This window comes from Rhizobium sp. AAP116 (genome assembly GCF_001295785.1).
Classification (GTDB): domain Bacteria; phylum Pseudomonadota; class Alphaproteobacteria; order Rhizobiales; family Rhizobiaceae; genus Allorhizobium.
In genome coordinates this window covers 129,096-151,737 of record NZ_LJIB01000027.1, presented here as the reverse complement: position 1 = coordinate 151,737, position 22,642 = coordinate 129,096, and the positions used below count along the sequence as shown (strand labels likewise).

At 59.6% G+C, this 22,642-nt stretch carries 24 protein-coding genes; 23 read left to right on the top strand and 1 reads right to left on the bottom strand.

Annotation, left to right across the window (positions count from 1 at the left end; all coding sequences use genetic code 11):
- Positions 1 to 115 precede the first annotated feature (115 nt).
- The 21 genes from IP85_RS16905 (at position 116) to folD (ending at position 18,616) form a co-directional block, all read left to right on the top strand.
- The gene (locus tag IP85_RS16905; RefSeq protein ID WP_054150843.1) at positions 116 to 763 is read left to right on the top strand and encodes a hypothetical protein; all 648 of its coding nucleotides are present in this window, start codon (positions 116 to 118) and stop codon (positions 761 to 763) included.
- Entirely contained in the window at positions 760 to 2,082 is a 1,323-nt protein-coding gene (locus IP85_RS16900) for a MotB family protein (RefSeq protein ID WP_054150842.1), read from the top strand. The genes IP85_RS16905 and IP85_RS16900 overlap by 4 nt, the downstream gene beginning before the upstream one ends.
- 2 nt (positions 2,083 to 2,084) lie before the next feature.
- Positions 2,085 to 3,407: a chemotaxis protein MotC gene (motC, locus tag IP85_RS16895; RefSeq protein ID WP_054150841.1), complete on the top strand. Its 1,323-nt coding sequence runs from the start codon at positions 2,085 to 2,087 to the stop codon at positions 3,405 to 3,407.
- Position 3,408: 1 nt separating this feature from the next.
- On the top strand, positions 3,409 to 4,806 hold the full coding sequence (locus IP85_RS16890; RefSeq protein ID WP_054150840.1) for a flagellar hook-length control protein FliK: 1,398 nt from the start codon (positions 3,409 to 3,411) through the stop codon (positions 4,804 to 4,806).
- Positions 4,754 to 5,311: a transglycosylase SLT domain-containing protein gene (locus IP85_RS16885; protein WP_054150839.1), complete on the top strand. Its 558-nt coding sequence runs from the start codon at positions 4,754 to 4,756 to the stop codon at positions 5,309 to 5,311. Before IP85_RS16890 ends, IP85_RS16885 begins: the two co-directional genes overlap by 53 nt.
- A 280-nt stretch (positions 5,312 to 5,591) precedes the next feature.
- A complete protein-coding gene (locus IP85_RS16880) occupies positions 5,592 to 6,263 on the top strand; it encodes a winged helix-turn-helix domain-containing protein (RefSeq protein WP_054150838.1) in 672 nt (223 codons plus the stop codon).
- A 138-nt stretch (positions 6,264 to 6,401) separates the two neighbouring features.
- Positions 6,402 to 7,628, top strand: a complete 1,227-nt coding sequence (locus IP85_RS16875) for a flagellar hook protein FlgE (RefSeq protein WP_054150837.1) — start codon at positions 6,402 to 6,404, stop codon at positions 7,626 to 7,628.
- Positions 7,629 to 7,649: 21 nt separating this feature from the next.
- Entirely contained in the window at positions 7,650 to 9,104 is a 1,455-nt protein-coding gene (gene flgK, locus IP85_RS16870; protein ID WP_054150836.1) for a flagellar hook-associated protein FlgK, read from the top strand.
- 5 nt (positions 9,105 to 9,109) lie between these two features.
- On the top strand, positions 9,110 to 10,174 hold the full coding sequence (locus tag IP85_RS16865; protein ID WP_054150835.1) for a flagellar hook-associated family protein: 1,065 nt from the start codon (positions 9,110 to 9,112) through the stop codon (positions 10,172 to 10,174).
- 36 nt (positions 10,175 to 10,210) lie between these two features.
- A complete protein-coding gene (flaF, locus tag IP85_RS16860; RefSeq protein WP_006726381.1) occupies positions 10,211 to 10,558 on the top strand; it encodes a flagellar biosynthesis regulator FlaF in 348 nt (115 codons plus the stop codon).
- The gene (flbT, locus tag IP85_RS16855; RefSeq protein ID WP_054150834.1) at positions 10,555 to 11,004 is read left to right on the top strand and encodes a flagellar biosynthesis repressor FlbT; all 450 of its coding nucleotides are present in this window, start codon (positions 10,555 to 10,557) and stop codon (positions 11,002 to 11,004) included. The genes flaF and flbT overlap by 4 nt, the downstream gene beginning before the upstream one ends.
- Positions 10,995 to 11,438: a flagellar hook assembly protein FlgD gene (gene flgD, locus IP85_RS16850; RefSeq protein ID WP_054150833.1), complete on the top strand. Its 444-nt coding sequence runs from the start codon at positions 10,995 to 10,997 to the stop codon at positions 11,436 to 11,438. Before flbT ends, flgD begins: the two co-directional genes overlap by 10 nt.
- 58 nt (positions 11,439 to 11,496) lie before the next feature.
- The gene (locus IP85_RS16845) at positions 11,497 to 11,763 is read left to right on the top strand and encodes a flagellar biosynthetic protein FliQ (protein WP_054150832.1); all 267 of its coding nucleotides are present in this window, start codon (positions 11,497 to 11,499) and stop codon (positions 11,761 to 11,763) included.
- A gap of 106 nt (positions 11,764 to 11,869) precedes the next feature.
- Entirely contained in the window at positions 11,870 to 13,957 is a 2,088-nt protein-coding gene (gene flhA / locus IP85_RS16840) for a flagellar biosynthesis protein FlhA (protein ID WP_054150929.1), read from the top strand.
- Positions 13,954 to 14,703: a flagellar biosynthetic protein FliR gene (locus IP85_RS16835; RefSeq protein ID WP_054150831.1), complete on the top strand. Its 750-nt coding sequence runs from the start codon at positions 13,954 to 13,956 to the stop codon at positions 14,701 to 14,703. The genes flhA and IP85_RS16835 overlap by 4 nt, the downstream gene beginning before the upstream one ends.
- 10 nt (positions 14,704 to 14,713) lie before the next feature.
- Positions 14,714 to 15,124 carry a hypothetical protein gene (locus tag IP85_RS16830; RefSeq protein WP_006726387.1) on the top strand — a complete coding sequence of 137 codons (411 nt, stop codon included), beginning with the start codon at positions 14,714 to 14,716 and terminating at the stop codon, positions 15,122 to 15,124.
- A 33-nt stretch (positions 15,125 to 15,157) separates the two neighbouring features.
- Entirely contained in the window at positions 15,158 to 15,712 is a 555-nt protein-coding gene (locus IP85_RS16825; RefSeq protein WP_054150830.1) for a rod-binding protein, read from the top strand.
- A 29-nt stretch (positions 15,713 to 15,741) separates the two neighbouring features.
- Entirely contained in the window at positions 15,742 to 16,107 is a 366-nt protein-coding gene (locus IP85_RS16820) for a hypothetical protein (RefSeq protein ID WP_054150928.1), read from the top strand.
- Entirely contained in the window at positions 16,107 to 16,646 is a 540-nt protein-coding gene (locus IP85_RS16815) for a flagellar basal body-associated FliL family protein (RefSeq protein WP_054150829.1), read from the top strand. Before IP85_RS16820 ends, IP85_RS16815 begins: the two co-directional genes overlap by 1 nt.
- Before the next feature lie 123 nt (positions 16,647 to 16,769).
- Positions 16,770 to 17,591: a WecB/TagA/CpsF family glycosyltransferase gene (locus tag IP85_RS16810; protein ID WP_156322945.1), complete on the top strand. Its 822-nt coding sequence runs from the start codon at positions 16,770 to 16,772 to the stop codon at positions 17,589 to 17,591.
- Positions 17,592 to 17,716: 125 nt separating this feature from the next.
- Entirely contained in the window at positions 17,717 to 18,616 is a 900-nt protein-coding gene (folD, locus tag IP85_RS16805) for a bifunctional methylenetetrahydrofolate dehydrogenase/methenyltetrahydrofolate cyclohydrolase FolD (protein ID WP_054150827.1), read from the top strand.
- 22 nt (positions 18,617 to 18,638) lie between these two features.
- On the opposite strand, the gene IP85_RS16800 is transcribed toward folD, so the two are convergent.
- The gene (locus IP85_RS16800) at positions 18,639 to 19,664 is read right to left on the bottom strand and encodes a substrate-binding domain-containing protein (protein ID WP_054150927.1); all 1,026 of its coding nucleotides are present in this window, start codon (positions 19,662 to 19,664) and stop codon (positions 18,639 to 18,641) included.
- Between the two features lie 280 nt (positions 19,665 to 19,944).
- Between IP85_RS16800 and IP85_RS16795 the strand changes: the two genes are divergently transcribed.
- Both IP85_RS16795 and IP85_RS16790 read left to right on the top strand, forming a co-directional pair.
- Entirely contained in the window at positions 19,945 to 21,297 is a 1,353-nt protein-coding gene (locus tag IP85_RS16795) for an ABC transporter substrate-binding protein (protein WP_054150826.1), read from the top strand.
- A gap of 92 nt (positions 21,298 to 21,389) precedes the next feature.
- Complete coding sequence (locus IP85_RS16790; protein ID WP_054150825.1) at positions 21,390 to 22,631, top strand: sugar ABC transporter permease; 1,242 nt, start codon at positions 21,390 to 21,392, stop codon at positions 22,629 to 22,631.
- Positions 22,632 to 22,642 lie beyond the last annotated feature (11 nt).

The following is a 22,642-nucleotide window of genomic DNA, read 5'->3' as shown; positions in this document are numbered from 1 at the left end:
TTTGAACGATCCTTGAAGATGAGAGAACGCGTACGGACATGCTGATGTTTGATCTTCTTCTCCTGGAATTGCACTTCAGCCGTGTCCAATCTGTCGCCGATGGAGGCGATTGCCCATGAGCATGCCTTTGGCCCGTTATCTCAAGGACTTTTCGACAACGGTCGCACCGCCTGCGCCGCCGGCGCCGGCTTTCGATATGCCGTTGGTGGACGCCTTCGACATGGACTTCCCGGCGCTTCCCGAACCCGAGGCAGTCGACGTCGAGGCCATCAAGCGCGAGGCCTATGCCGAGGGTCATGAAGCCGGTGAAAAGGCAGCTGCGGAGCGTTTCGAGGTGGACCGGCAGGCAATCGAGATAGCCCACGCGCAGGCGCTGGCCGAGCGTGACCAGAAACTGCGTGATGAATTTGCAGACCTGCTCGCGACGAAGCTGCCGGACGTGATCGAGAGGCTCTCGATGGCCGTGAGCGAACAGGCGGCGATTGCGCTCGCTCCGGCGATTGGCGAGGCCCTTGCCGAGAAGGCTGTGAAAGACCTGGCTGAACTCTTGAAGGCAGCCATAAATGCGGGCGAGGCAGGCACGATTGAGGTCAAGGGGCCTCGTCTCCTGTTTGAAAAGCTGCAGTCGGAAATGCCGGAGCAGACAAGTTTCCTGCGCCATGTCGAGGATCCGGACCTCGATCTCTCGGCTGAATTCGGCGATGCCGCGCTCGTCACCCGCATCTCGGCCTTTACGGCGAGCCTGAAGAAAGTGCTGGCATGAGCGACGAGAACCACCACCACGGCAAGAGCCAGATCATCATCGTCAAGCGCCGCAAGGGTGACCACGATGGCGCGCATGGCGGAGCGTGGAAGATCGCCTTTGCCGACTTCATGACCGCGATGATGGCCTTCTTCCTCGTCATGTGGCTCGTCAATGCTGCCAATGAAGAGACCAAGGCCACGGTGGCCAGTTACTTCAATCCTATCCAGCTTGCCGACGAAAAGCCCACCGAAAAGGGGCTCGAGAAGCCGGTCGAAACCAGCGAGGGCCAAGAGAAGAAGGAACGCTCCCAGGTCGATGAAGATCAGGACAAGGTAGGTTCTGCCGCCGCGACCGGTGACGACCAGACGGCCTCCTCGGGCGACGAAGCCAATTATTCGGAGGCCGACTTCTTCGAAAACCCCTATTCGGTTCTGGCTGAAATCGCCCAGGAAGTCGGGCAACAGGCCAATGTCAGCGCCAAGGGCGAAGGCGGCGCAGCCGACTCTGGCCCGTCTACCGGCGCTCAGGGCGGTGAGGCCTATCGCGATCCCTTCGATCCGGATTTCTGGACGCAGCAGGTTCAGACCGCCAACGGTCCGCCGGGCGATCCGACCGACGCGCAGACGCCGGCCGAGCAGGCACAGACCGCCCCGCCATCCGACACTGACACGTCTGAACCTTCGACCGAGCCTGAACAGCAGATCGCCCTTGTAGTGCCCGGTCAGAAACCGGATCCGGCAGCCACGCCATCAGAAGCGATGGCCGCTGACAAGCCGGCCGACGCAGACGCGTCGGAGATCGGCCAGACCGAACAGCCGCTCGAGGGAGTTGCTGAGAAGCCGGAAACCGCCGAGGCTGAGCTCGAGGCTCAGCTTGCGGCGGCGGACACCCTCAAGGCTGAAATCGCAAATGCCATTGGCGGAGCAGCCGGCAAGCTGGCCGAGGGGCTCATCGTCACGCCGACGGAAGGTGGCTTGCTGGTCACGATCAGCGATCAGAGCGATGCCGCCATGTTCAATCTCGGCTCGGCCGTGCCACGCCGGGAACTGGTGGTCGCCATGGAGAAACTCGGTCAGATCCTGCAGGAAAAGCCGGGCCGCATCGTGATCCGTGGCCATACGGACGCCCGCCCGTTCCGCGGCACGGAAAATGACAACTGGCGGCTTTCCATGGCCCGCGCCCACAGCGCCTATTTCATGCTGGTCCGCGGCGGTCTTGACGAAGATCGTGTCGAACAGGTCTCCGGCTTTGCCGATCGGCGCCTGCAGGTGCCGGAGGATCCGCTCGCAGACGCCAACCGTCGCATCGAGATCCTGATCGAAGCGGAGCAGGGCTGACCATGCTCATCCGCCGTCTCACCCTCCGCCTGCTGCTGTCCGGTCTGACCGTCTTTTCGGTCGGATCGTTCGGCCATGCGCAGTCGACGGACGAGGCGATCGAGCCGTATCGAATGCTGCGATCGCTGCAATTCGTCCAGGATACTGTGGTGCGCGGCGACCATTCTGCAGCCGACATGCAGCGGTTCGTGCTCAACACGATCGACGAGCGTTTGCGCACGGCCGACCCGAAGATTTTCCAGGATCCTCGCAACGTCGATGCAGCCCTGATTTACGCGATGAGCGGAGGAAATCCGGCAACCCTGGAATTCTTGGTCGCCCGCGACATCGAGGGCAACTTCGACAACCGGGTCAGTGATGCCTTGCGCAAGTATCTGAGCGGCAAGGGTACTCTCATCGGCAAGACCCTTGGCGACATGGCCGTCGAATACAAGAATGACAAGATCGGCCCTTATCTGGCGCTGGTCGCCGGCAATGTGACCCTGACGCGAGATCCGGCCGCTGCGCTCAAGTTCTACGATTGGGCCCGCCTTACGGCGCCCGGCACCATCGTCGAGGAAGCGGCCCTGCGACGGTCGCTTGCGGTCGCGGTCGATGCCAAGATCGTCGACAAGGCCTCGCTTTACGCCAATGGCTATGCGCGTCGCTTCCTCTATTCTCCCTATGCCAGCCAGTTCGCTGATCTGTTCGTCCGTTTTGTCGTGGAACATTACGAGGTGCTGAAGCCCACCGACATCGAAGCCACACTCGGCTACATGGACGCGGATCGGCGCCGTGAGGTCTACCTACGGATTGCCCGTGAGGCGGCCATTGCCGGCCACAACCAACTGGCGACCATGGCGGCCGAGCAGGCAAAGCTGCTTTCCGGCACCGAGGAAGGTGCCGACGCTCTGGCGAAACTCTATGGCAGCCTCGTGCGTGTCCCCACTGAGAATGTCACCGACGCGATGGCGGCCTTGATGCAGGTCCCGGAAGACATGTTGTCGCCCAGGGATCGCGCCTTGAGGCAGGCAGCTGAAACCATCGCTAAAGAAGTCCTGCGCAAACCCGAACCCATTCAGCGTTCCCAGACGCCTTCGGCGGAAGCTGTGAGCATCGACGATCCGGCACAATCCGCATCGGCTGATCCGGACCTGCAGGATCCGTTTGCCCAGCCGGAGCCGGCCTCAGTTACGCAGGCTGACGCAACGCAGCCAGTCGCCGACGCAGTCGCGACACTTCCTGCCGAGCAAACCGAAATCGACCCGGAATTGCGTAGCTTCGTCGATTCCGGACGCTCTAAGCTCGACGCAATCGACGATCTTCTCCAGAAAGAAGGCCCGTAACATGATGGACGCACTTTCCGCCCCCAGAATGCCCGCGACGGATGGCCCGGCGGCTGCAAGCGGCTCGGGCCGCGCAGACAAGGCGGCGGACGACGGCAGCTTCTCCAAGGTGCTCTCCAAATCCGGCGAGCAGGAGGCAGGTGCGTCGAAGCAGGATCGCACACGCGACGAGACGGAAGCCTCGGGGGCAGAGGTAAATCAGCCAGATGCAAAGATGGCGCGGGCGAGTGAACGATCCTTCATCGATGATGCTTTGCTGGCGGAACTCGATGCACTTCCGGATGACGTCTCGACGGGGGATCTGATCCGGGCTCTCGCCAAGGCGCAGGCCAAGACCAAAGCAAATGCTCAGGGCGATAAGGAGCCTCAGGTCGAGATCGAAGGCCTCGATCCGGAACTGAAGGCGCAACTGGCGAAGGCGATGGCGGCCGTTCGGGATCGCAAGGAAACCGGTGAAGGCGAACCAGTGGCGACCGAGCAGGCTGCAGGCGAGGCGACCCCGTCCGAAACTCCGGTGGCGGACCTCGCCGATGTGCTTCAGCTTCTGGCGGGTGGCAAGATTGATCCCGCCGAGAAGGGCAAGGAGCCAGCCAAGGGCGACAAGTCGGACAAGGACGATCAGAAGGTTCTCGCCGGGAACCTTATTGACGCCAAGGCCCATGACGCCGCCGATAACGCCGCTTCGGATGACGACAGCTCTGACGGCGATCGCGATTTCCGCTTCATCCGGGCAGACGGCAAGGGGCAGCCACTTGTTCTGCGCGGGGAGGGGGCGTCTTCTCCGGAGCAGACCGAGCAGAAAGTGGTTGAGACGGTCACGGTCGTCGATAGCCGCCGCTATATCGCTCCAGTCTCCACATCCAATGCCGCGTCCATTACTGCAGCGATGCTGGGCGACAATGAGTGGCTCGGTGCCATGGCGCCCGGCTCAGAGCTCGCCAATGCCGCTGCCCAGTCCAGCCAGGGCAAGGTCGTGCATACGTTGAAGCTCCAGATGACACCGATTGAGCTCGGCAGTGTCACCGCGACACTGCGCCTGTCAGGCGAAGAGTTGAGTGTTCAGCTGACCGTCGACAACCCGGCGGCCTTCCGCCAGCTCTCAAACGATCAGAGCGACATCCTGAAGGCACTCCGGGCCCAGGGTCTGGTCGTCGACCAGGTCCAGGTGACCATGCAGACCCCGTCGGCGGATCGCAGCGCAGATGCAGGACAGAATGGATCGCAGAACCAGCAGTCCGGCCAACAGGCATTCCAGCCCGGAAATCAGGGCGGTGAACGACAGCAGCGCGGTGACGCGCCAGGAAATACCGTGAGGATGGCGGATGAGCGTGTGGCTGATACGACGGATGTTCCCGCTTCCGGCAATCGCGGCGCTCGCCCTGATCAGCTTTACGTCTGAGGTAGAGGCAAGTCGCGGTGCCTGTGAGGGCGCCATCAGCGCGGCCGCTGCCAAATACGGCGTTCCCGAAGGCATTCTCTATTCGGTCGGCCTGACAGAGACTGGCCGCAAGGGCAGTCTTGCCCCCTATGCCATGAACGTCGAGGGCAAAGCCTATTACTTCGACGATCTGGATGCTGCTCTCGACGGCTTCGAGCGTGCAAGAATGGGCGGAGCGAAGTTGATCGATGTCGGCTGCATGCAGATCAATCAGCACTTCCACGGGGAGCACTTTACCTCAGTCGAGGCGATGTTTGACCCGAGGCGCAACGTGGAGTACGCCGCTCGCTTCCTCAGCAACCTTCACAATCGTCATGAAACCTGGACGATGGCGGTTGCGCGCTATCATGCAGGACCTAATAATGATCCCGCCCAGAAGCGTTACGTGTGCCGTGTGATCTCCAATCTGGTTGCCACGGGCTATGGAAACTGGACGCCCAATGCGCGACAATTTTGCGGTGAATAGCAACCCCTGATTGTTTGACAGCCATGATTGTGCCGATTTGCGAATTGTGGCGACACTGCGGTAGCGAGAGCTCATGCAAGACCTTGTGCGAAACTTGCGTTAACTTTTCCACCGGAAAATTGTGTCCGCATAGTTAAAAACATACTAGATCTAGTTCAAATCGGCACCAAATGGTTAATCAATCGTTAATTACTATGGTTAAGTTCTCCTAGTTGTTCATGAATCGCCCGATTCGTACCCATGGTGCATCGAAACACCACACTGATTCGGAGGCGGCTGAATGATCGTCGTGGTAGATGAGCGCGAGCTCGTGAAAGACGGATACACATCACTATTTGGACGCGAGGGGATTCCCTCGACGGGGTTCGACCCCCGGGAGTTCGGGGAATGGGTCAATACGGCGGCCGATTCCGACATTGCAGCGGTTGAGGCGTTCGTCCTCGGCCAGGGCGAGATGACCCTCGAATTGCCGCGGGCAATTCGTGACCGGACCCAGGCGCCGGTGATCGCGGTCAGCGATCATCCGTCCCTGGAGGCTACTTTGGCGCTCTTCGATTGCGGAGTCGATGACGTCGTACGTAAGCCCGTGCATCCCCGTGAAATCCTGGCGCGGGCTGCGGCTATCCGCCGGCGTCTGCGGGCAATCACCAATTTCACCGAGATCGGTCCGATCAAGGTCTTCTCCGACGGCCGTGATCCCGAGATCGCCGGCGACGTCTTCCCCTTGCCGCGCCGCGAGCGCCGCATCCTGGAATATTTGGTCGCAAACCGCGGCCGACGCGTATCGAAGACGCAGATCTTCAACGCGATCTACGGGATCTTCGACGAGGAAGTCGAAGAGAACGTCGTTGAAAGTCACATTTCCAAGCTTCGCAAGAAGCTGCGCAAGAAGCTGGGTTTCGATCCTGTCGATTCCAAACGCTTCCTCGGCTACTGCATCGACTGGAGCTGATCTCTACCTGCGGCCGCCCTTGAGCGGCCGCATTTTTTTCCCTCGACGCGAGGGAAAAAGCTGGGCGCTCAAGCCAGACAGCTTCACGCAAGGCCCACCTCATACTCTCCAAATCGACTAGCAAACGAGGATTTTGACATGAGCCTTTACGGAACCATGCGAACGGGTGTCTCCGGCATGAATGCCCAGTCGAACCGGCTGAGCACCGTCGCTGACAACATCGCCAATTCCAGCACTGTCGGCTACAAAAAGGCCTCGGTGCAATTTTCATCCATGATTTTGCCGACCACGAACGGCGCCTACAATTCCGGCGGTGTCGAAACGGACGTGCGCTACTCGATTTCGAGCCAGGGTACCTTCAGCTACACGACGTCGACGACGGACCTCGCCATCAATGGCGACGGCTTCTTCATCGTCAAGGGCGACGACGGCACCCCCTATATGACGCGTGCCGGTTCCTTTGTTCTGCAGGACGACGGAACCCTGAAGAACACGGCCGGCTATACGCTACAGGGTTATCCCTATGATTCTGAGGTCGATCCGACGATTGTCGTCAATGGCTTCGATGGCTTGGAGCCAGTGGACCTCTCCGGTTCAGGGATTTCGGCAGTCAGATCACTGACAGGCACGCTGAACGTGAACCTGCCGAACTCGGCCGAGGTAGGTGTTGCCACTGACATCAAGAAGACGTCTCTGACCGTCTTTGACAGTCAGGGATCAAGCCGATTGATCGATTTCACCTATGAGAAGATCGCCGACAATACGTGGGAGGTCTCTGCGGTTGAACGGGATAACGGCACTCAGGTCCTTGCGCCCCAAACGTTGGTTTTTGACGCGGACGGCAAACTCGTAACTCCCGATCCAGCCGAGCTGCCGCTTGATCCCTACACTGTAGACGGCGCTGAAGTCGGCGACCCTGGTACCGGTATCCTGATCAGCATTGGCGATACGACCCAGCTCGCCTCGGATTTCTCCGTCCAGCTGGGCAAGGTGGACGGCAACGCCGCCTCGAAGGTCAAGGGTTACGAAATCGACGACAAGGGCATCGTTTCGATTGCCTACGACAACGGCGATTTGGTGCCGACCTTCCGCGTCGCGCTCGCCAGTGTCCAGAGCCCGGACAATCTCAATCCGGTGGCCGGCAACATGTACACCCAGTCGAACGACTCCGGTGTCGTCATCCTTGGCTATGCCGGCTCCAGCGGCTTCGGCACGATCCTGTCGGGCGCACTTGAAGACTCCAACGTGGATGTCGCTGAAGAGCTCACCGCGATGATCGAGTCTCAGCGCAACTACACTGCAAACTCCAAGGTATTCCAGACCGGCTCCGAATTGATGGAAGTCCTGGTCAACCTGAAGAGATAATCGAAAGAGTAGGTTAGTCCTATGTCGCTTGCATCGTCACTGAATACGGCCAACTCGATTTTCCGGAATACGTCCCAGCAGACGTCCGTAATCTCGACGAACATCGCCAACACCGGCAACGAGAACTACGTGCGCCGTGATGCGGTGGTCACGCAGACCGTCTACGGTTTCTCGACGGTGCAGAATGAACGGTCGCAGCAGATGGCTCTGCTGCGCCAGATGGCATCGTCGACGGGGCAGCAGAGTGCGCAGTCGACACTTCTGGACGGCCTGACCACGCTTTCCAATGCGCTTGGTGGCAATGACAAGGAATTGTCGCCATCCAACTATCTCGCGAACCTGCAAAGCAGCCTGCAGGCTTTCGCCGCCGCCCCGGGCGAATACGCACTCGCTTCCACGGTCGTGACGGATGCAATCGACGTCGTCAACTCGCTGAACAATACGACGATGTCGACGCAGAAACTGCGCGAAGACACCGATGCGCAGATGTTTCAGCAGGTCGAGTCGCTGAACAAGCTGCTCGCCGAGTTCAAGATCGTCAACGACACGGTCGTGCGTCAGACGGCGACCGGCGGCAATGCCGACGACTATCTCGATCGCCGCGACACGCTCCTCAAGGAGATCTCCAATATCGTCGGCGTATCCGTGAACATGCGCGATAACAGCGACATGGTTCTGTACACCTATGACGGCACGACGCTGTTCGAGACGGAGCCGCGCGAAGTCAGCTTCGTGCGTACCTTTACCTATGATTCGACCGTCTCCGGCAATGCCATCTACATCGACGGAACGGCGGTTCGCGCCGGCATCGGCGGCAATACCGATGGCCAGGGTTCGCTTGCTTCGCTCGTGCAGATCCGCGATGTCATTGCGCCGACCTTCCAGACCCAGCTCGATGAAATCGCGCGTGGCCTGATCGAAGCCTTCCAGGAAGTAGACACCGGCGGCGGCGGCGAACTGCCGGGCCTGTTCACCTGGCCGACCGGCACAATTCCCTTGACGGGAACGGTCGAGCCTGGCCTGGCTGCCCTCATTCAAGTCAATCCGGCCGTTCGCTCGGATGCCGGCGGCGATCCCATGCTGATCCGTGACGGTGGCATCAATGGCGCCGCCTATGTGCAGAACGTCGATGGATCATCGGGCTTCACCGATCTGATCAACAGCTATGTCGACGAACTCGCCGCGAACAGAAGCTTCTCCGCCGATGCGGACCTGAAGACGGATGCAAGTGTTTTGTCCTTCGCCAGCAACTCGATCGGCTGGCTGGAAGAGTTGCGTTCGAACGCCTCGACGGCGTTTGAGAACAAGCAGGCACTCTATGAGCGCACGTTCCAGACCTACTCCTCCAAGACGGCGGTCAGTCTCGACGAAGAACTCTCGATGCTGCTCGATGTCGAACAGTCCTACAAGGCCGCAGCCAAGCTCGTCTCAACGGTGGATGAGATGCTGAAGGCCGTCATGGATATGGTGAGGTAATCCCAATGTCGACAGCTAGCGTCTCCAATCTTTCCACCCAGACATCCATGCGACTGACCATTCGGCAGGCGCAAAATGAGCTCTTGAAGTCACAGCAGGAAGTCAGCACCGGCTTCTACGCCGACATCGGTGCCGAACTGGGCAGCAAGACCTCGACCGTCGTGGACCTGAACCGGGAAAGCCTGCGGCTGAACTCGATGATCAGCAACAACTCGATCGCGACGCAGCGACTGTCCGCCTCCCAGGAAGCGCTGAAGCAGATCGCGACCGCCGCCGAAGAGATGAACAACGCGCTGATCACCATCTCCGGGTCGTCGAACAGCGACACGATCAACACCACCGTGATGACCGTATCGAACTCCCTCTCGACGATGACGAGCATGGCCAACCAGTCGGCCAATGGTGAATTCCTGTTCGCAGGCATCAACACCGATGTGAAGCCGTTCAGCGAGTACACGGACACGTCGCCGGCGAAGACGGCTTTCGACAACGCCTTCACCGCCTATTTCGGCTTTGCGCCGACCGATACGGCGAGCGTCGCGACGATCGTCCCGAGTGGTGCAGTCCCGAGTATGGAGGATTTCATCACCTCCACGCTGGAGCCGATGTACACCGGAGCCGACTGGAACACCGATTGGTCGAACGCGACCGACCAGGCGATGACCAGCCGCATCACGCAGTCTGAAACTGTCCAGACATCGGCCTCGGCCAATGAAGACGGTTTCCGCTACTTCGCGCTCTCTGCCATCGTGACCAAGGAACTCCTGACGATCGGTGCGCCGGCCGCCGCAGTGACGGTCGCGATCAACAAGGCGATCGACTACACGGGCCGCGCCATCACCGGCATCAACTCGACGCGCTCGGAACTTGGTCTTTCCGAGAACCGAATTGAGAAGGCGGATGCCTCGCTCAAGGTTCAGGTGGATATTATCGAAACCAGCCTGTCGAGCAAAATTGAAGTAGATGCGTACGAAGCGTCGACTCGCGTTAACTCTCTGCTTGCCATGGTGGAAGCATCATACACGCTGACATCGAGGATCCAGGGCTTGAGTCTTGTAAACTACCTTTGATGAGCAAAGGGTGAAATGAACCTGAAGGGCAACTGAATGTACCAGTTCTCATATGCCGAGATTATGGAAGATGGCGTCGCTGACGCCAAGGAGCGCGAACGGCAGGCCCTTGACCGTTGCATCCAGCTTCTGAGCGCGGCCCGTGAAAAGAAGGGCTACTCCCGCGAGGCGATCGAAGCTCTGTTTTATACCCGCCGGGTCTGGATCCGGCTGATCGAAGATCTGCAAAACCCCGAGAACCAGCTCGGCGACGAAGTACGCGCCAATCTGATTTCCATCGCCATCTGGATTTTGAAAGAGTGTGACCGGATCCGCAAGCGTGAGTCCGAGAACTTCCAGGGCATCATCGACGTGACAACCATCATCAGGGATGGACTTAAATGAAGAGCACTTTGCGCATCTCGCTCAAGTCGGGCGAACGTATTTTCATCAATGGAGCGGTTCTGCGCGTCGACCGCAAGGTTGCCCTCGAGTTCCTGAACGATGTCACCTTCCTGCTCGAGAACCACGTTCTGCAGCCGGAGCAGGCGACCACGCCGCTGCGTCAGCTCTACTTCATCGCCCAGATGATGCTGATCAATCCGGAAGGCAAGGATCAGTCGCTGGCGATGTTCCGCAAGTCGGTCATCATGCTGCTGTCCTGCTTCGAGAACGAAGAGATCCTCGCTGAGCTGAAGCGCATCGATGGCATGGTCTCCTCCGGTCGCGCTTTCGATGCCTTGAAGGCGATCCGTCAGCTCTATCCGATTGAGGACCGCATCCTGAACAACCAGGAAATGACGCCGGCGACCATCGAGCAGATCCGCAAGGAGATTGCGCCATGGCGGTAGACGGTGTAGCTGCCGCCACTGCGGCCACGACGACATCGTCTGCCACCAGCAGCACGGCGAGCAAGGCTGCCGAGAAGGCATCGATCGATTACGATAGCTTCTTGAAGCTCCTGATCGCCCAGATGAAGAACCAGGATCCGACGAATCCTATGGATGCGACGGAGCAGATCTCGCAGCTTGCCACCTTCTCCCAGGTCGAGCAGACGATCCAGACGAACTCGAACCTCGAGACGTTGATCACCGGCAACGCGCTGAGCAACGCCTCCTCCTACATCGGCAAGACCATCACCAGCGCCGATGAAAAGACCACCGGCGTCATCGCCTCGGTTCGCGTCTATAGCGACACGATGGTGGCAACGACCGCTGAGGGCAAGGAAATCCCCATCACCGTGGGCGTCCGCGTCGGGACCAAGCCCACGACGAGCGGCACGTGACATGCTAGGCCTTTCGGAGTGGAAGGCGTGATTCGCCACTCCGAAAGGATACCGTCTCATGAATGAGGCAGACGCTCTCGACATTCTCCAGGCTGCAATCTGGACAATCATCATCGCTTCCGGGCCGGCCGTGGCCGCCGGCATGATCGTCGGTGTCGTCATCGCGTTGATCCAGGCGCTGACCCAGGTCCAGGAAATGACCCTGACATTCGTGCCGAAGATCCTTGCCATCATGATCACGATCGGCATCTCGGCGCCTTTCGTCGGAGCCCAGATCAATCTCTTCAGCAACCTCGTTTTCTCGCGGATCCAGTCAGGCTTCTAGCGGAGCGGTCTGACACCCTCGCGCAAGCTTCGCCGTCTATCTCTTCAAGGCAGACTGCCGGAAGCATGGTCTTCCGGGTGACTTCTCATGAAGAGATGGAATGGACATGGCGCAACCACCTGCACTCGTAATCCCGAAGGCCAGCCCCAGCGGGCGTGACATCGGTTTCGCGTTCGGGATCGTGATGATCCTGTGCATCCTCTTTCTGCCCATACCGCCCTTTCTGATCGATGTCGGCCTGGCATTCTCCATTGCGCTTTCCGTCCTGATCCTGATGGTCGCGCTCTGGATTCAGCGCCCTCTGGACTTCTCGTCCTTCCCGACCATCCTGCTGATCGCCACCATGATCCGTCTGTCGCTCAACATCGCGACGACGCGCGTCATTCTAACCCATGGTCACGAGGGCCACGGGGCCGCCGGCGGGGTGATCGCCGGCTTCTCCAACCTCGTGATGGGCGGCGACTTCGTCATCGGTCTGATCGTCTTCCTGATCCTGATCACCGTCAACTTCATCGTCATCACCAAGGGCGCCACGCGTATCGCGGAAGTCGGCGCCCGCTTTACCCTTGATGCAATCCCCGGCAAGCAGATGTCGATCGACGCCGACCTATCGGCCGGCATCATCGACGAAAAGGAAGCACAGCACAGACGCCGTGAACTGGAGCAGGAAAGCTCGTTCTTCGGTGCGATGGATGGTGCTTCGAAGTTTGTCCGCGGCGACGCGATCGCCGGTCTGATCATCACCGCCATCAACGTTGTCGGCGGGATTGTCATTGGCTACTTCCGCCATGACATGGAGCTCGGTGAAGCAGCAGACGTCTTCGTCAAGCTCTCCGTCGGTGACGGCATCGTCTCCCAGGTACCAGCACTGATCGTTTCGCTGGCCGCCGGCCTTCTGGTCTCGCGCGGCGGCACACCCGGCTCGACCGACGAGGCTGTGGTCAATCAGCTGAGCGGCTATCCGCGCGCCTTGTCTGTCGCGGCCGCAATGATGGGGGCACTTGCGCTCGTTCCCGGCCTTCCCCTGATCCCTTTTACCGTTCTGGGTGGTCTGATGGCCTTCGGTGCCTGGCTCATCCCGCGCCGCCTCGAGGCCGAAAATCAGGTCAAGCGCGAGCAGGAAGAAAAGAAGGTCATCCAGAACAAGGAAGCCGAGAAGGATTCGGTCAAGTCTGTTCTCAAGACCTCCGAGATCGAACTGGCCCTTGGCAAGCTTGTCTCCACCCGACTGCTTGGGGCCCATCAGGAACTCGCCTTCCGCGTTGGCAAGATGCGCAAGAAATTCGCCAGCCAGTACGGTTTTGTCGTGCCGGAAATCAAGGTGACCGACGATATCGCGATCCCGGAAAAGGCCTATCAGATCCGTATACACGGTACGACGGTCGCGTCGAACAACCTGCGTGTCGGCGAAGTTCTGGTCGTGACAGGCTCTGGTCGCAAGCCAAACGTACCGGGCGACGAGATCCGCGAACCGGCTTTCGGCATGCCGGCGGTCTCGGTCCTCGAAACCTTCACAGAAGAACTCAAGCGCGAAGGCTTCCACCCGATCGACAATGTCTCGGTCGTGCTGACCCATGTCTCGGAAGTCATCCGCAACAACCTGCCACAGCTCCTGTCCTACAAGGATGTCAAGGTGCTGATCGATCGCCTGGATCCCGAGTACAAGAAGCTCGCCGATGAGATCTGCTCGTCGCATATGTCCTATTCGGGCCTTCAGGCGGTCCTGAAGCTGCTGCTTGCCGAGCGCGTCTCGATCCGCAATCTGCATCTCATTCTCGAAGCGGTCGCCGAACTCGCGCCGCATGTCCGCAAGACGGAGCAGATCGTCGAGCATGTGCGTGTCCGCATGGCCCAGCAACTCTGCGGTGACCTCACCGACAACGGTGTCCTGCGCGTCTTGCGTCTCGGCTCCAAGTGGGATCTCGTCTTCCACCAGGCGCTGAAGCGCGATGCCAAGGGCGAGATCGTCGAATTCGACATCGATCCGCGCAGCCTGGAAGAGTTCTCCGAACAGGCAAGTCAGGTTATCCGTGAATTCATGGACCGGGGCCTGCCCTTCGTCCTTGTCACGTCGCCCGAAACACGGTCCTATGTGCGCATGATCATCGAACGACTCTTTGCCACCTTGCCGGTCCTTTCACATGTGGAACTCGCCAAGGGCATCGAGATCAAGATTCTGGGCTCCATTTCATGATTTCTGACCCGCAGGGGAGTGTGCTGGTACTGATCGCGATTTTCTGTCGCATCGGCGCCTGCATCATGACCCTGCCGGGCTTTTCTTCGGCCCGTATCTCGATGACGGTGCGGTTCTTCCTTGCCTTTGCCATCTCGCTGGCCATGACGCCTTTGCTCTTCGATACCGTGTACCCCACGGTCTCCGGGGGCGGGGCCTCTCTCATCGGCGTCATTGTCGCGGAACTCCTGATTGGCATGATGTACGGCCTTGTTCCGCGCTTCTATGTACTCGGATTGCAATTTGCAGGCTCGGCGATCTCGATGGCGATTGGCCTCAACACGCCGGGCGCGTCAGACGTTCTCGAAGACACCCCTGACAACCAGATGACCAATCTGATCTCCTTCGGTGGCCTTCTCATGCTCTTCATGTTGGATTTCCACCATGTGGTGTTTCGCGCGCTGTTCGATTCCTATTCGGTGATGCCGATCGGCGGCATGCCGGACAGCCAGAAAATGCTGATCACGCTGACCGACACCCTGACGCAGACCTTCCTTCTGATGCTGCGTTTGGCGAGCCCATTTCTGATCTTCGGTCTGATGTTCAACGTGGCCGTCGGTCTGGTGAACAAGCTCGCACCCCAGGTGCCCGTCTTCTACATCTCGACCCCTTATCTGCTGATGGGTGGACTGCTCCTGGTCTATTTCACCATCGCTGCCATGGTCATGCAGTTCGGCCAGAATTTCCCGATGATCTTCAATTTCTGACGAGGCTGCCTTGGGACCGCAAAAGAAATCCGACAAACTCAAGCGTCTGGTCGCCGTACAGCGTCACATGGAGCGGATGGCCGAAAGCGATCTGGGCATCACCGCACAACGCATCGAGGAAAACGCTCGTTCGATGGACACGGTCATGGATGCCATCGGATCGCTCGATCCCTTGCACCGGCTTTTCGCCCAGAACTATGCGGACCGCTTCGATCGCCTGTCCAACACGGACAAGCAGTTGCACGGTCTGCAGCAGGTTCAGGAGATGAAGCTGATGCGCGAGCGCGCCAAGGGCGACCGGCTGGAAGAAAACATGAAGGATGCGCGCGACCACGAAGAGCGCGAGCGCGATGACGATGCCATCTATGATCTGATCGACCTGAAATTTGCCACACCAGCCTCCAGCAAGCTTCAGGAGTGATAGTCGCCTCGAACCGAAATCGAGGATGTCATCGTGGCCATTTCTCCTCCAAGCGATCTGGTGCTGGACGTTGTCCGTGCTGCTGATCCGGCACAAGTTGCCGCTGCTCAGGAACAACTGAAAGCCAACCGGGCGAACTTCATGGCGACCAGTCTCGCCGAGAAGGGCGCAGGTTTTGGCGCGACTGTCGACATTCTGAACCGCAGCGCCAACGCCGCTCGCGTCGAAGCGACGGCGCAACCGACCGAGGATGTCGGCAAGCCTCCGAAGATCTACCGCGATTTTGAAGCCGTTTATCTCACCAACTTCGTCCAGAGCATGCTGCCGGACGAGAGCGAGGAAGTGTACGGCAAGGGCAATGCCGGCGAGATGTGGAAGAGCATGATGGCCGAGCAACTCGGCACGGTTCTGTCTGAATCCGGCGGCGTCGGCATCGCCGAGCAGATGTATGACCAGGCTCTCCAGCGCGTGCGCGGACAAGATAGCGTCAATGCTGCCACGGACGAGACAGATCGCGGGCTCGCCATGAGCTGGGTGACCGATCTGGAGCGCCGCACCTTGGGTGCCGACACCGATAACAAGAATTGATCGATTTTTCGAAAGACAGGGCAGAATTCATGGAATTTGTTTCAAGCGAATATCGGGTGAAGACGGTACTGAGCCGGCTTGAGCGTATCATCGACAATGAGAACGAGCGGATCGGCAAAGATCCGGAATTCGACTTCAAGGTTTCCAACGCCCACAAGAGCCGCTGCCTTTACGAATTGACCATGCTGTTCCGTGACACGGACCCGCGCGAATTCGCGGTCAACTATGTCGAGCAGCTCCATGTTCTGAAGGAAAAGCTCGCTCTGAACGCCCGTCGCGTCGAGGCGCATCTCGCGGCCGTTCGTGCGGTTGCCGACATCCTGAAGAACGCGGTTCGCGACGCAGACGGTGACGGCACCTATTCTCAGGAACAGTTCCAGTTCAGCGAGTTCTGATGGGCAAGATACTCGGAATCGGCCTTTGGGTCTGCATCGTCACGCTGGGGGCCGTCTACGGTTCGATCTATCTGGCGACAGCCCCTGCCGGCCCGAGCGAGGAAGAAACAAAGACGGCCGCACTCGAGCTCGTTCGCGGTGAGTCCATCACCATTCCGGTCATCGGCGGTGGTGATGTCACCGGATATTTCCTGACCCGCATCTCCTTCATGATGGACAAGGAAAAGCTCAAAGGACAGGACCTGCCGACGACCGAATTGATGACCGACCAGCTGTTCACGCTGCTGGTTGGCAACAAGATGGTCGACATCGGCAACGTCTCCGCCTTCGACGTCAATTCGTTTCGTGAGCAGATCAAGACCGAGATGAATGCAAGGCTCGGTGAGGGTATGATCGCTCAGGTGCTGATCGAGCAGCTCGATTACGTCTCGAAGGACGCCGCCCGCAAGGCTGCCGACGGTGGTTCCAAGCCCATGGAGAAGACCACGGTCGTCGAAGGCGAAAAGGTTGAGGAAAAGGCGGCATCCTCAGGGCATTGACCATTCGCGTGGCCTTATGGTGAACGCCGCATTGATCATCTCATGAGAATTGTAGCGCGGAGCTTAACCTGAATTTTAGCGGTGACTGATAGGTTCTGGGTATCAATCCTTGGGACCCCTTCCATGCCAGCTTCGTCATTTTCTGCAGTGAGAGAGCCTGACGACGTCGTTGGCCCGGCTCCGCAAACGGTTGTCCCCGTACGCCCGATCCTCGACATGCCCGTCCACGACCTGGGCTGGAAGCCAGCGCTCGCCCTTCTTGAGGAAAAGCTGACCGAGGACACGGGCCTCACACACATCGCCTTCCTCAATGCCAACAATGCCAATGTGATGATGCGGGACCCCGATTACCGCGAGGTTCTCGGTCGGTGTCTGGTCCTGCCGGATGGCATCGGTGTCGATATCGCCGCGAAGTTCCTGCACGGAGACCGCTTCTCGGCCAATCTGAACGGGACCGATTTCGTCCCGGCAGCGCTGACCTTCATCACGAAGCCGCTCAGGGTAGGGCTGCTCGGAGCAACATCCGAGGTGCTGCAGGATGCCGCCAAGAACTTTCGCCTTCACACACCCTGGCACGAATTCGTCGAAATCTCGGATGGCTATTTCGATCGTGCCGATCCGACATTCATCCTCAAGCGCATTGAGCAGGCCCGCATCGATCTGCTGCTCGTCGCCATGGGCACGCCGCTGCAGGAAAAATGGGTCGACAGGCATCTGACCGGCGATCATGCGCGGGTCGTGATCAGCGTTGGCGCACTGCTCGACTTCGTCTCGGGACGTGTCCCCCGTGCGCCTGACTGGGTCCGCCAACTCAGGTCCGAATGGCTGTTTCGTCTTTGGCGGGAGCCTTCGCGCCTCTGGCGACGCTATGTGCTCGGCATCCCCGTCTTTCTCGCATATGTGCTGCGTCACCGGCTCAGTCAGCCGGCAACGATGTCCGGCTGACACCAGGGCCGCGAAATCCTGCACTTGCAATGTGCCGCATTTTGACAGCATAGGACGGCGACAGGCAAACGGCGCCTGCATGTTGGCGCTAGCTTGCTGCGAGTTCTAGACGGGGATTGTGCACAGTGACCACGGTAATCGATGGAAAGGCAGCCGCTGCTTCGGTGATTGAAGCAGTAACCTCAGCAGCGACGACGCTCAAGACCTCCGGCCATCGCAAGCCCGGTCTGGCTGTTGTCATCATCGGCAACGACCCGGCAAGTCACGCCTATGTCGGCGCGAAGAGCCGGATGGCCAAGCAGTGCGGTTTCAACTCGATCCAGCACACCTTGCCGGAGGAGACCTCTCAGGACGAGCTGATGGCGCTGGTCGCCTCGCTCAATGCCGACCCCGAGATCGATGGTATCCTCGTCCAACTCCCGCTTCCCAAGCATCTCGACAGCGAGCCGGTGATCCAGTCGATCCTGCCGGAAAAGGATGTCGACGGCCTGCACATCGTCAATGCCGGAAAGCTTGCGACAGGTGATTTGAAGACGGGCCTGCTCTCCTGCACCCCGGCCGGTGCCATGATCCTTGTCCGCCAGATCCATGGTGACGACCTGTCCGGCCTGAATGCACTGGTGATCGGCCGGTCGAACCTCTTCGGAAAGCCGATGGCGCAACTGCTGCTGAATGCCAATGCCACAGTCACTATCGGCCATTCTCGCAGCCGCGACCTGCCGGAACTCGCCCGCCAGGCCGACATCCTGGTCGCCGCCGTCGGCCGTGCTGAAATGGTCAAGGCTGACTGGTTGAAGCCCGGCGCGACCGTCATCGATGTCGGCATCAATCGTGTTGCGGCTCCGGAGAAGGGCGAGGGCAAGTTCAAGCTGGTCGGCGACGTCGCCTTTGCCGAATGCAAGCCGGTTGCCAAGGCGATCTCGCCGGTTCCGGGCGGCGTCGGGCCGATGACGATTGCCATGCTGATGGCCAACACAGTGATCGCCGCCCATCGTCGGGCAGGCATGGCGGCGCCGCGCTTCTGACGGATCGTGCGGGGCGCCGTGCTCAGGCCGGCGCCGGTCCCGTCGAGGCCCGCACCACCAGTTCCACCTTCCACAATTCCTGCTCGGGCAAGGCTGGTTCGCTCTGGTTGATCATTGCAATCAGGCGCTCGCCGACCCGCTTTCCTGCTGCGCGCAACGACGAGCGGGTCGTGGTGAGGGGCGTCGAGAAGTTTTCCGGCTTCAGCAGCGGCAACTCGTCGTCATGGGCGATAAGCGAGATGTCGGTCCCGAGCTTCAGCCCGAATTCGTTCATCGCCCGGACGGCGCCAAGCGCAAGCACGGTACTGGCACACAGAACCGCAGTCGGACGATCGGGCAAGCCCAGGATCTCTTTCATGCCGCGATAGCCCTGCTCGTCGCCCATGAAACTGTGCCGGGTGTGCCGGGGATCGAGCAGAAGCCCTTTCTCAGCAAGCGCCTTCTCCGTTCCAAGTCGACGCCGATAGGCGAAGTCGAGCTCCGCCTGTCCATTCAGCAGGGCAATACGCTTATGCCCGAGCTGGAGCAGGAAGCGTGTCGCATCATAAAAGGCGCCTTCGTTGTCCACATCGAGGAAGGGGTAGTCCAGACCGAGACCGGAGGATCGACCGTGCACGATGAAGGGCAGGGACAAGGATTTCGCCATCGCGATCCGCGGATCTTTCTCGCGCACATAGGCGAGATAGTAACCATCGACACTGCCGCTTGAGACAAGCCAGCGGATGGCCTGTTCCTCTTCTTCAGCCCGTGACGGCATGATGACGAAATGGAAGTCGTGGACGATCGAGGCTTCGGCGAGCCCGCTCTGGAATTCGGCGAAGTGCATGTCCGAGCTATGATCGGGCGAGATCGGCATGATCAGCCCAATGGATCCGGCCTTGCCGGTCGCCAGACGCTGGGCCGCCCGATTCGGACGGTAGCCAGTCTCCTTGGCTGCCTGAAGCACGCGCCTGCGCGTCTCCGCGTTCACTTCCGGATAGCCGTTGAGCGCACGGCTTATCGTCGTCTGCGACAGACCGAGCATCTGCGACAATTCTTTGAGATTCACTGCTGGCATTCCTCTCCCGTGCAAGACCGCCAGTTGCCTCCGCAGGTGGTCAAAGCGCTTCGACTATGGCGCAGACGCCCGGTCGGCGACAAGAGAAAAATGCTTTAAATCAATGCAGATGCTGCTGGGCTTGCCAGGGGTTGCGCCAAAATGCGGCAGAACCAGAAAAGCGCTTGACTCAATATGGAACCCAATGGGATGAAATAGGGGCCAAAGCGCTTTGAGGATAATGCGCTGACCAAGGACGTTTGGCCGTCCGATGTGATGGGAGGTTAATCACATGAAGAAACTGTTTTTGATGACCGTGGCTGCTGCCGCGCTCGTTGCTGGCACGGCCGGCGCACAGGAATTGAAGTTCGCTCCCGGTGAAGATGCCAAGTTCAATTGGGCAAGCTTCGAGGAGCTGAAGAAGACCCAGCTCAACGGCGAACAGATCACCATTTTTGGCCCCTGGCTGGGCCCGGACCAGGTCCTCGTTGAAAGCGTTCTGGCCTATTTCGCAGCCGCGACCGGCGCGGATGTCCGCTACACCGGCTCTGACAGCTTCGAGCAGCAGATCGCCGTCGATCTGGAAGCCGGCTCCGCCCCGAACATCGCCATCTTCCCGCAGCCGGGCCTCGCGTCCGACATGGCGAAGCGTGGTTTCCTGACCGATCTCGGCGCTGAAAACGCATCCTGGCTTAAGGATAACTACGCCGCTGGCCAGTCCTGGGTCGATCTCGGCACCTATGCTGGCCAGGACGGCAACAAGGCCTTCTACGGCTTCCCCTTCAAGACCGACCTGAAGTCGCTCGTCTGGTATTCGCCTGAAAACTTCGAGGATGCCGGTTACGAAGTCCCGCAGACCATGGAAGAGCTCAAGGCTCTGACCGAGAAGATCGTCGCTGACGGTGGTACGCCGTGGTGCATCGGTCTCGGTTCGGGTGCCGCCACCGGTTGGCCGGCCACCGACTGGGTCGAGGACATGATGCTGCGCACGGCGTCGCCGGAAGACTACGACAAGTGGGTTTCCAACGAGATGAAGTTCGACGACCCGATCGTCGTCAATGCCATCAATGAGTTCGGCTGGTTCGCCAAGAACGACAAGTTCGTCGTCGGTGGTGCCGGCGCCGTCGCTTCGACCGACTTCCGCGACAGCCCGAAGGGCCTCTTTGCCTCGCCGCCGCAGTGCTACATGCACCGCCAGGCGTCGTTCATCCCGTCCTTCTTCCCTGAAGGCACGTCGGTGGGCGAAGATGCAGACTTCTTCTACTTCCCGGCCTATGCCGAAAAGAACCTCGGAAGCCCGGTTCTTGGCGCTGGCACGACCTTCACTATCACAAAGGACAGCAAGGCCGCTCGCGCTTTCATCGAGTTCCTGAAGTCGCCGATCGCCCATGAAGTCTGGATGGCCCAGAAGGGCTTCCTCACCCCGCACAAGGGCGTGAACCCGGAAGTCTTCACGGATCCTACCGTACGCAAGATGAACGACATCCTGCTGCAGGCGACCACGTTCCGCTTTGACGGTTCCGACCTGATGCCGGGCGCCATCGGCGCAGGAAGCTTCTGGACCGGCATGGTCGATTATGTCGGTGGCAAGTCCGCGGAAGATGTTGCAAAGTCGATCCAGACAGCCTGGGACGGCGTCAAGTAAGCTGCCATAGAGCAGTACTGCCTCACGAGCGTCCGGGCTAAACCGCCCGGGCGCTCGCAAAAATCAGAAGGCATGCGGAGGGGGAGACCATCATGAATCCAGCGTTGCAGGCTCTGATCACGATCATCATCGGTGTCGGTGGATGTGTCGGGTATTTCTACCTGTCGAATATTTTTGTCGACAGGGTGCTGTTCCCCGCCAAGGGTGAGCACGCAGGGCGCAATATCAATCGCGCCAATATGATCCGCCCTTGGCTGTTCCTGTTTCCTGCGATTGTCGCCCTCGGCTTCTATCTGGTCTATCCCGTCATCGCCACGCTCTGGCTATCAGTGTCGGACCGCAGTTTAGGGGGAGCCTTTGTCGGCTTGGCCAATTATGAGCGGATGGCTGCTGAACCGAAGTTCTGGGAGGCGATCACCAACAATCTGCTATGGCTGATTGTGGTGCCGGCAGTCTCCACAGCCTTCGGCCTTCTGGCCGCACAGCTTACCGACCGCATTTCCTGGGGCAGCATCGCGAAATCGCTGATCTTCATGCCTATGGCGATCTCCTTCGTCGGTGCGTCAGTCATCTTCAAGCTGGTGTATGACACACGACCGGCGGGTGAGGAACAGATCGGTATCCTCAACGCCATCTGGCTGTCTTTCGATGGCGGATTTGGGGCGGTTCTGACCCTGCGTATCCTGCCGGCACTGCTGCTTCTCGCGTTCATTGCCTTCGTCGCCTATGGCATTTACCAGCTGTTGCGTCCCCTCGGCGGAGGAATCGGCCATCGTGGCGGAAGCTCGAAATTCGGTGTCGTCGTCCGCGTTGCGCTGACGCTCGCCGGTGCCTGGCTCTGCTATCGTGCGCTTGTCTCCATCTACACCGTCATGACCTTCGCCTATCCCTATGGCGAGCCGCAGACCTGGTTGACGATTCCGTTCTGGAACAACTTCTTCCTGATGGTCGTGCTGATCTGGATCCAGACGGGCTTCGCGATGGTCATCCTGTCGGCGGCCATTCGCGGCATCCCGGAAGAGACAATCGAGGCGGCCGTCATCGATGGCGCGAACGATTTTGAGATCTTCTTCAAGATCAAGATCCCGCAGATCATGGGAACCGTGGTCGTCGTCTGGACCACCATCACGCTCGTCGTTCTCAAGGTCTTCGACATCGTCTTTGCGATGACCAATGGCCAGTGGGAAACGCAGGTGCTTGCCAACTACATGTTCGACAAGCTCTTCCGGGCTAATGACTGGGGCATCGGTTCGGCAAGCGCCATGGTGATCATGCTGCTGGTCCTGCCGATCCTGGTCTGGAACGTCTACAATGCTCGAAAAGAAATGCGCTGAGGGGAGGCGGG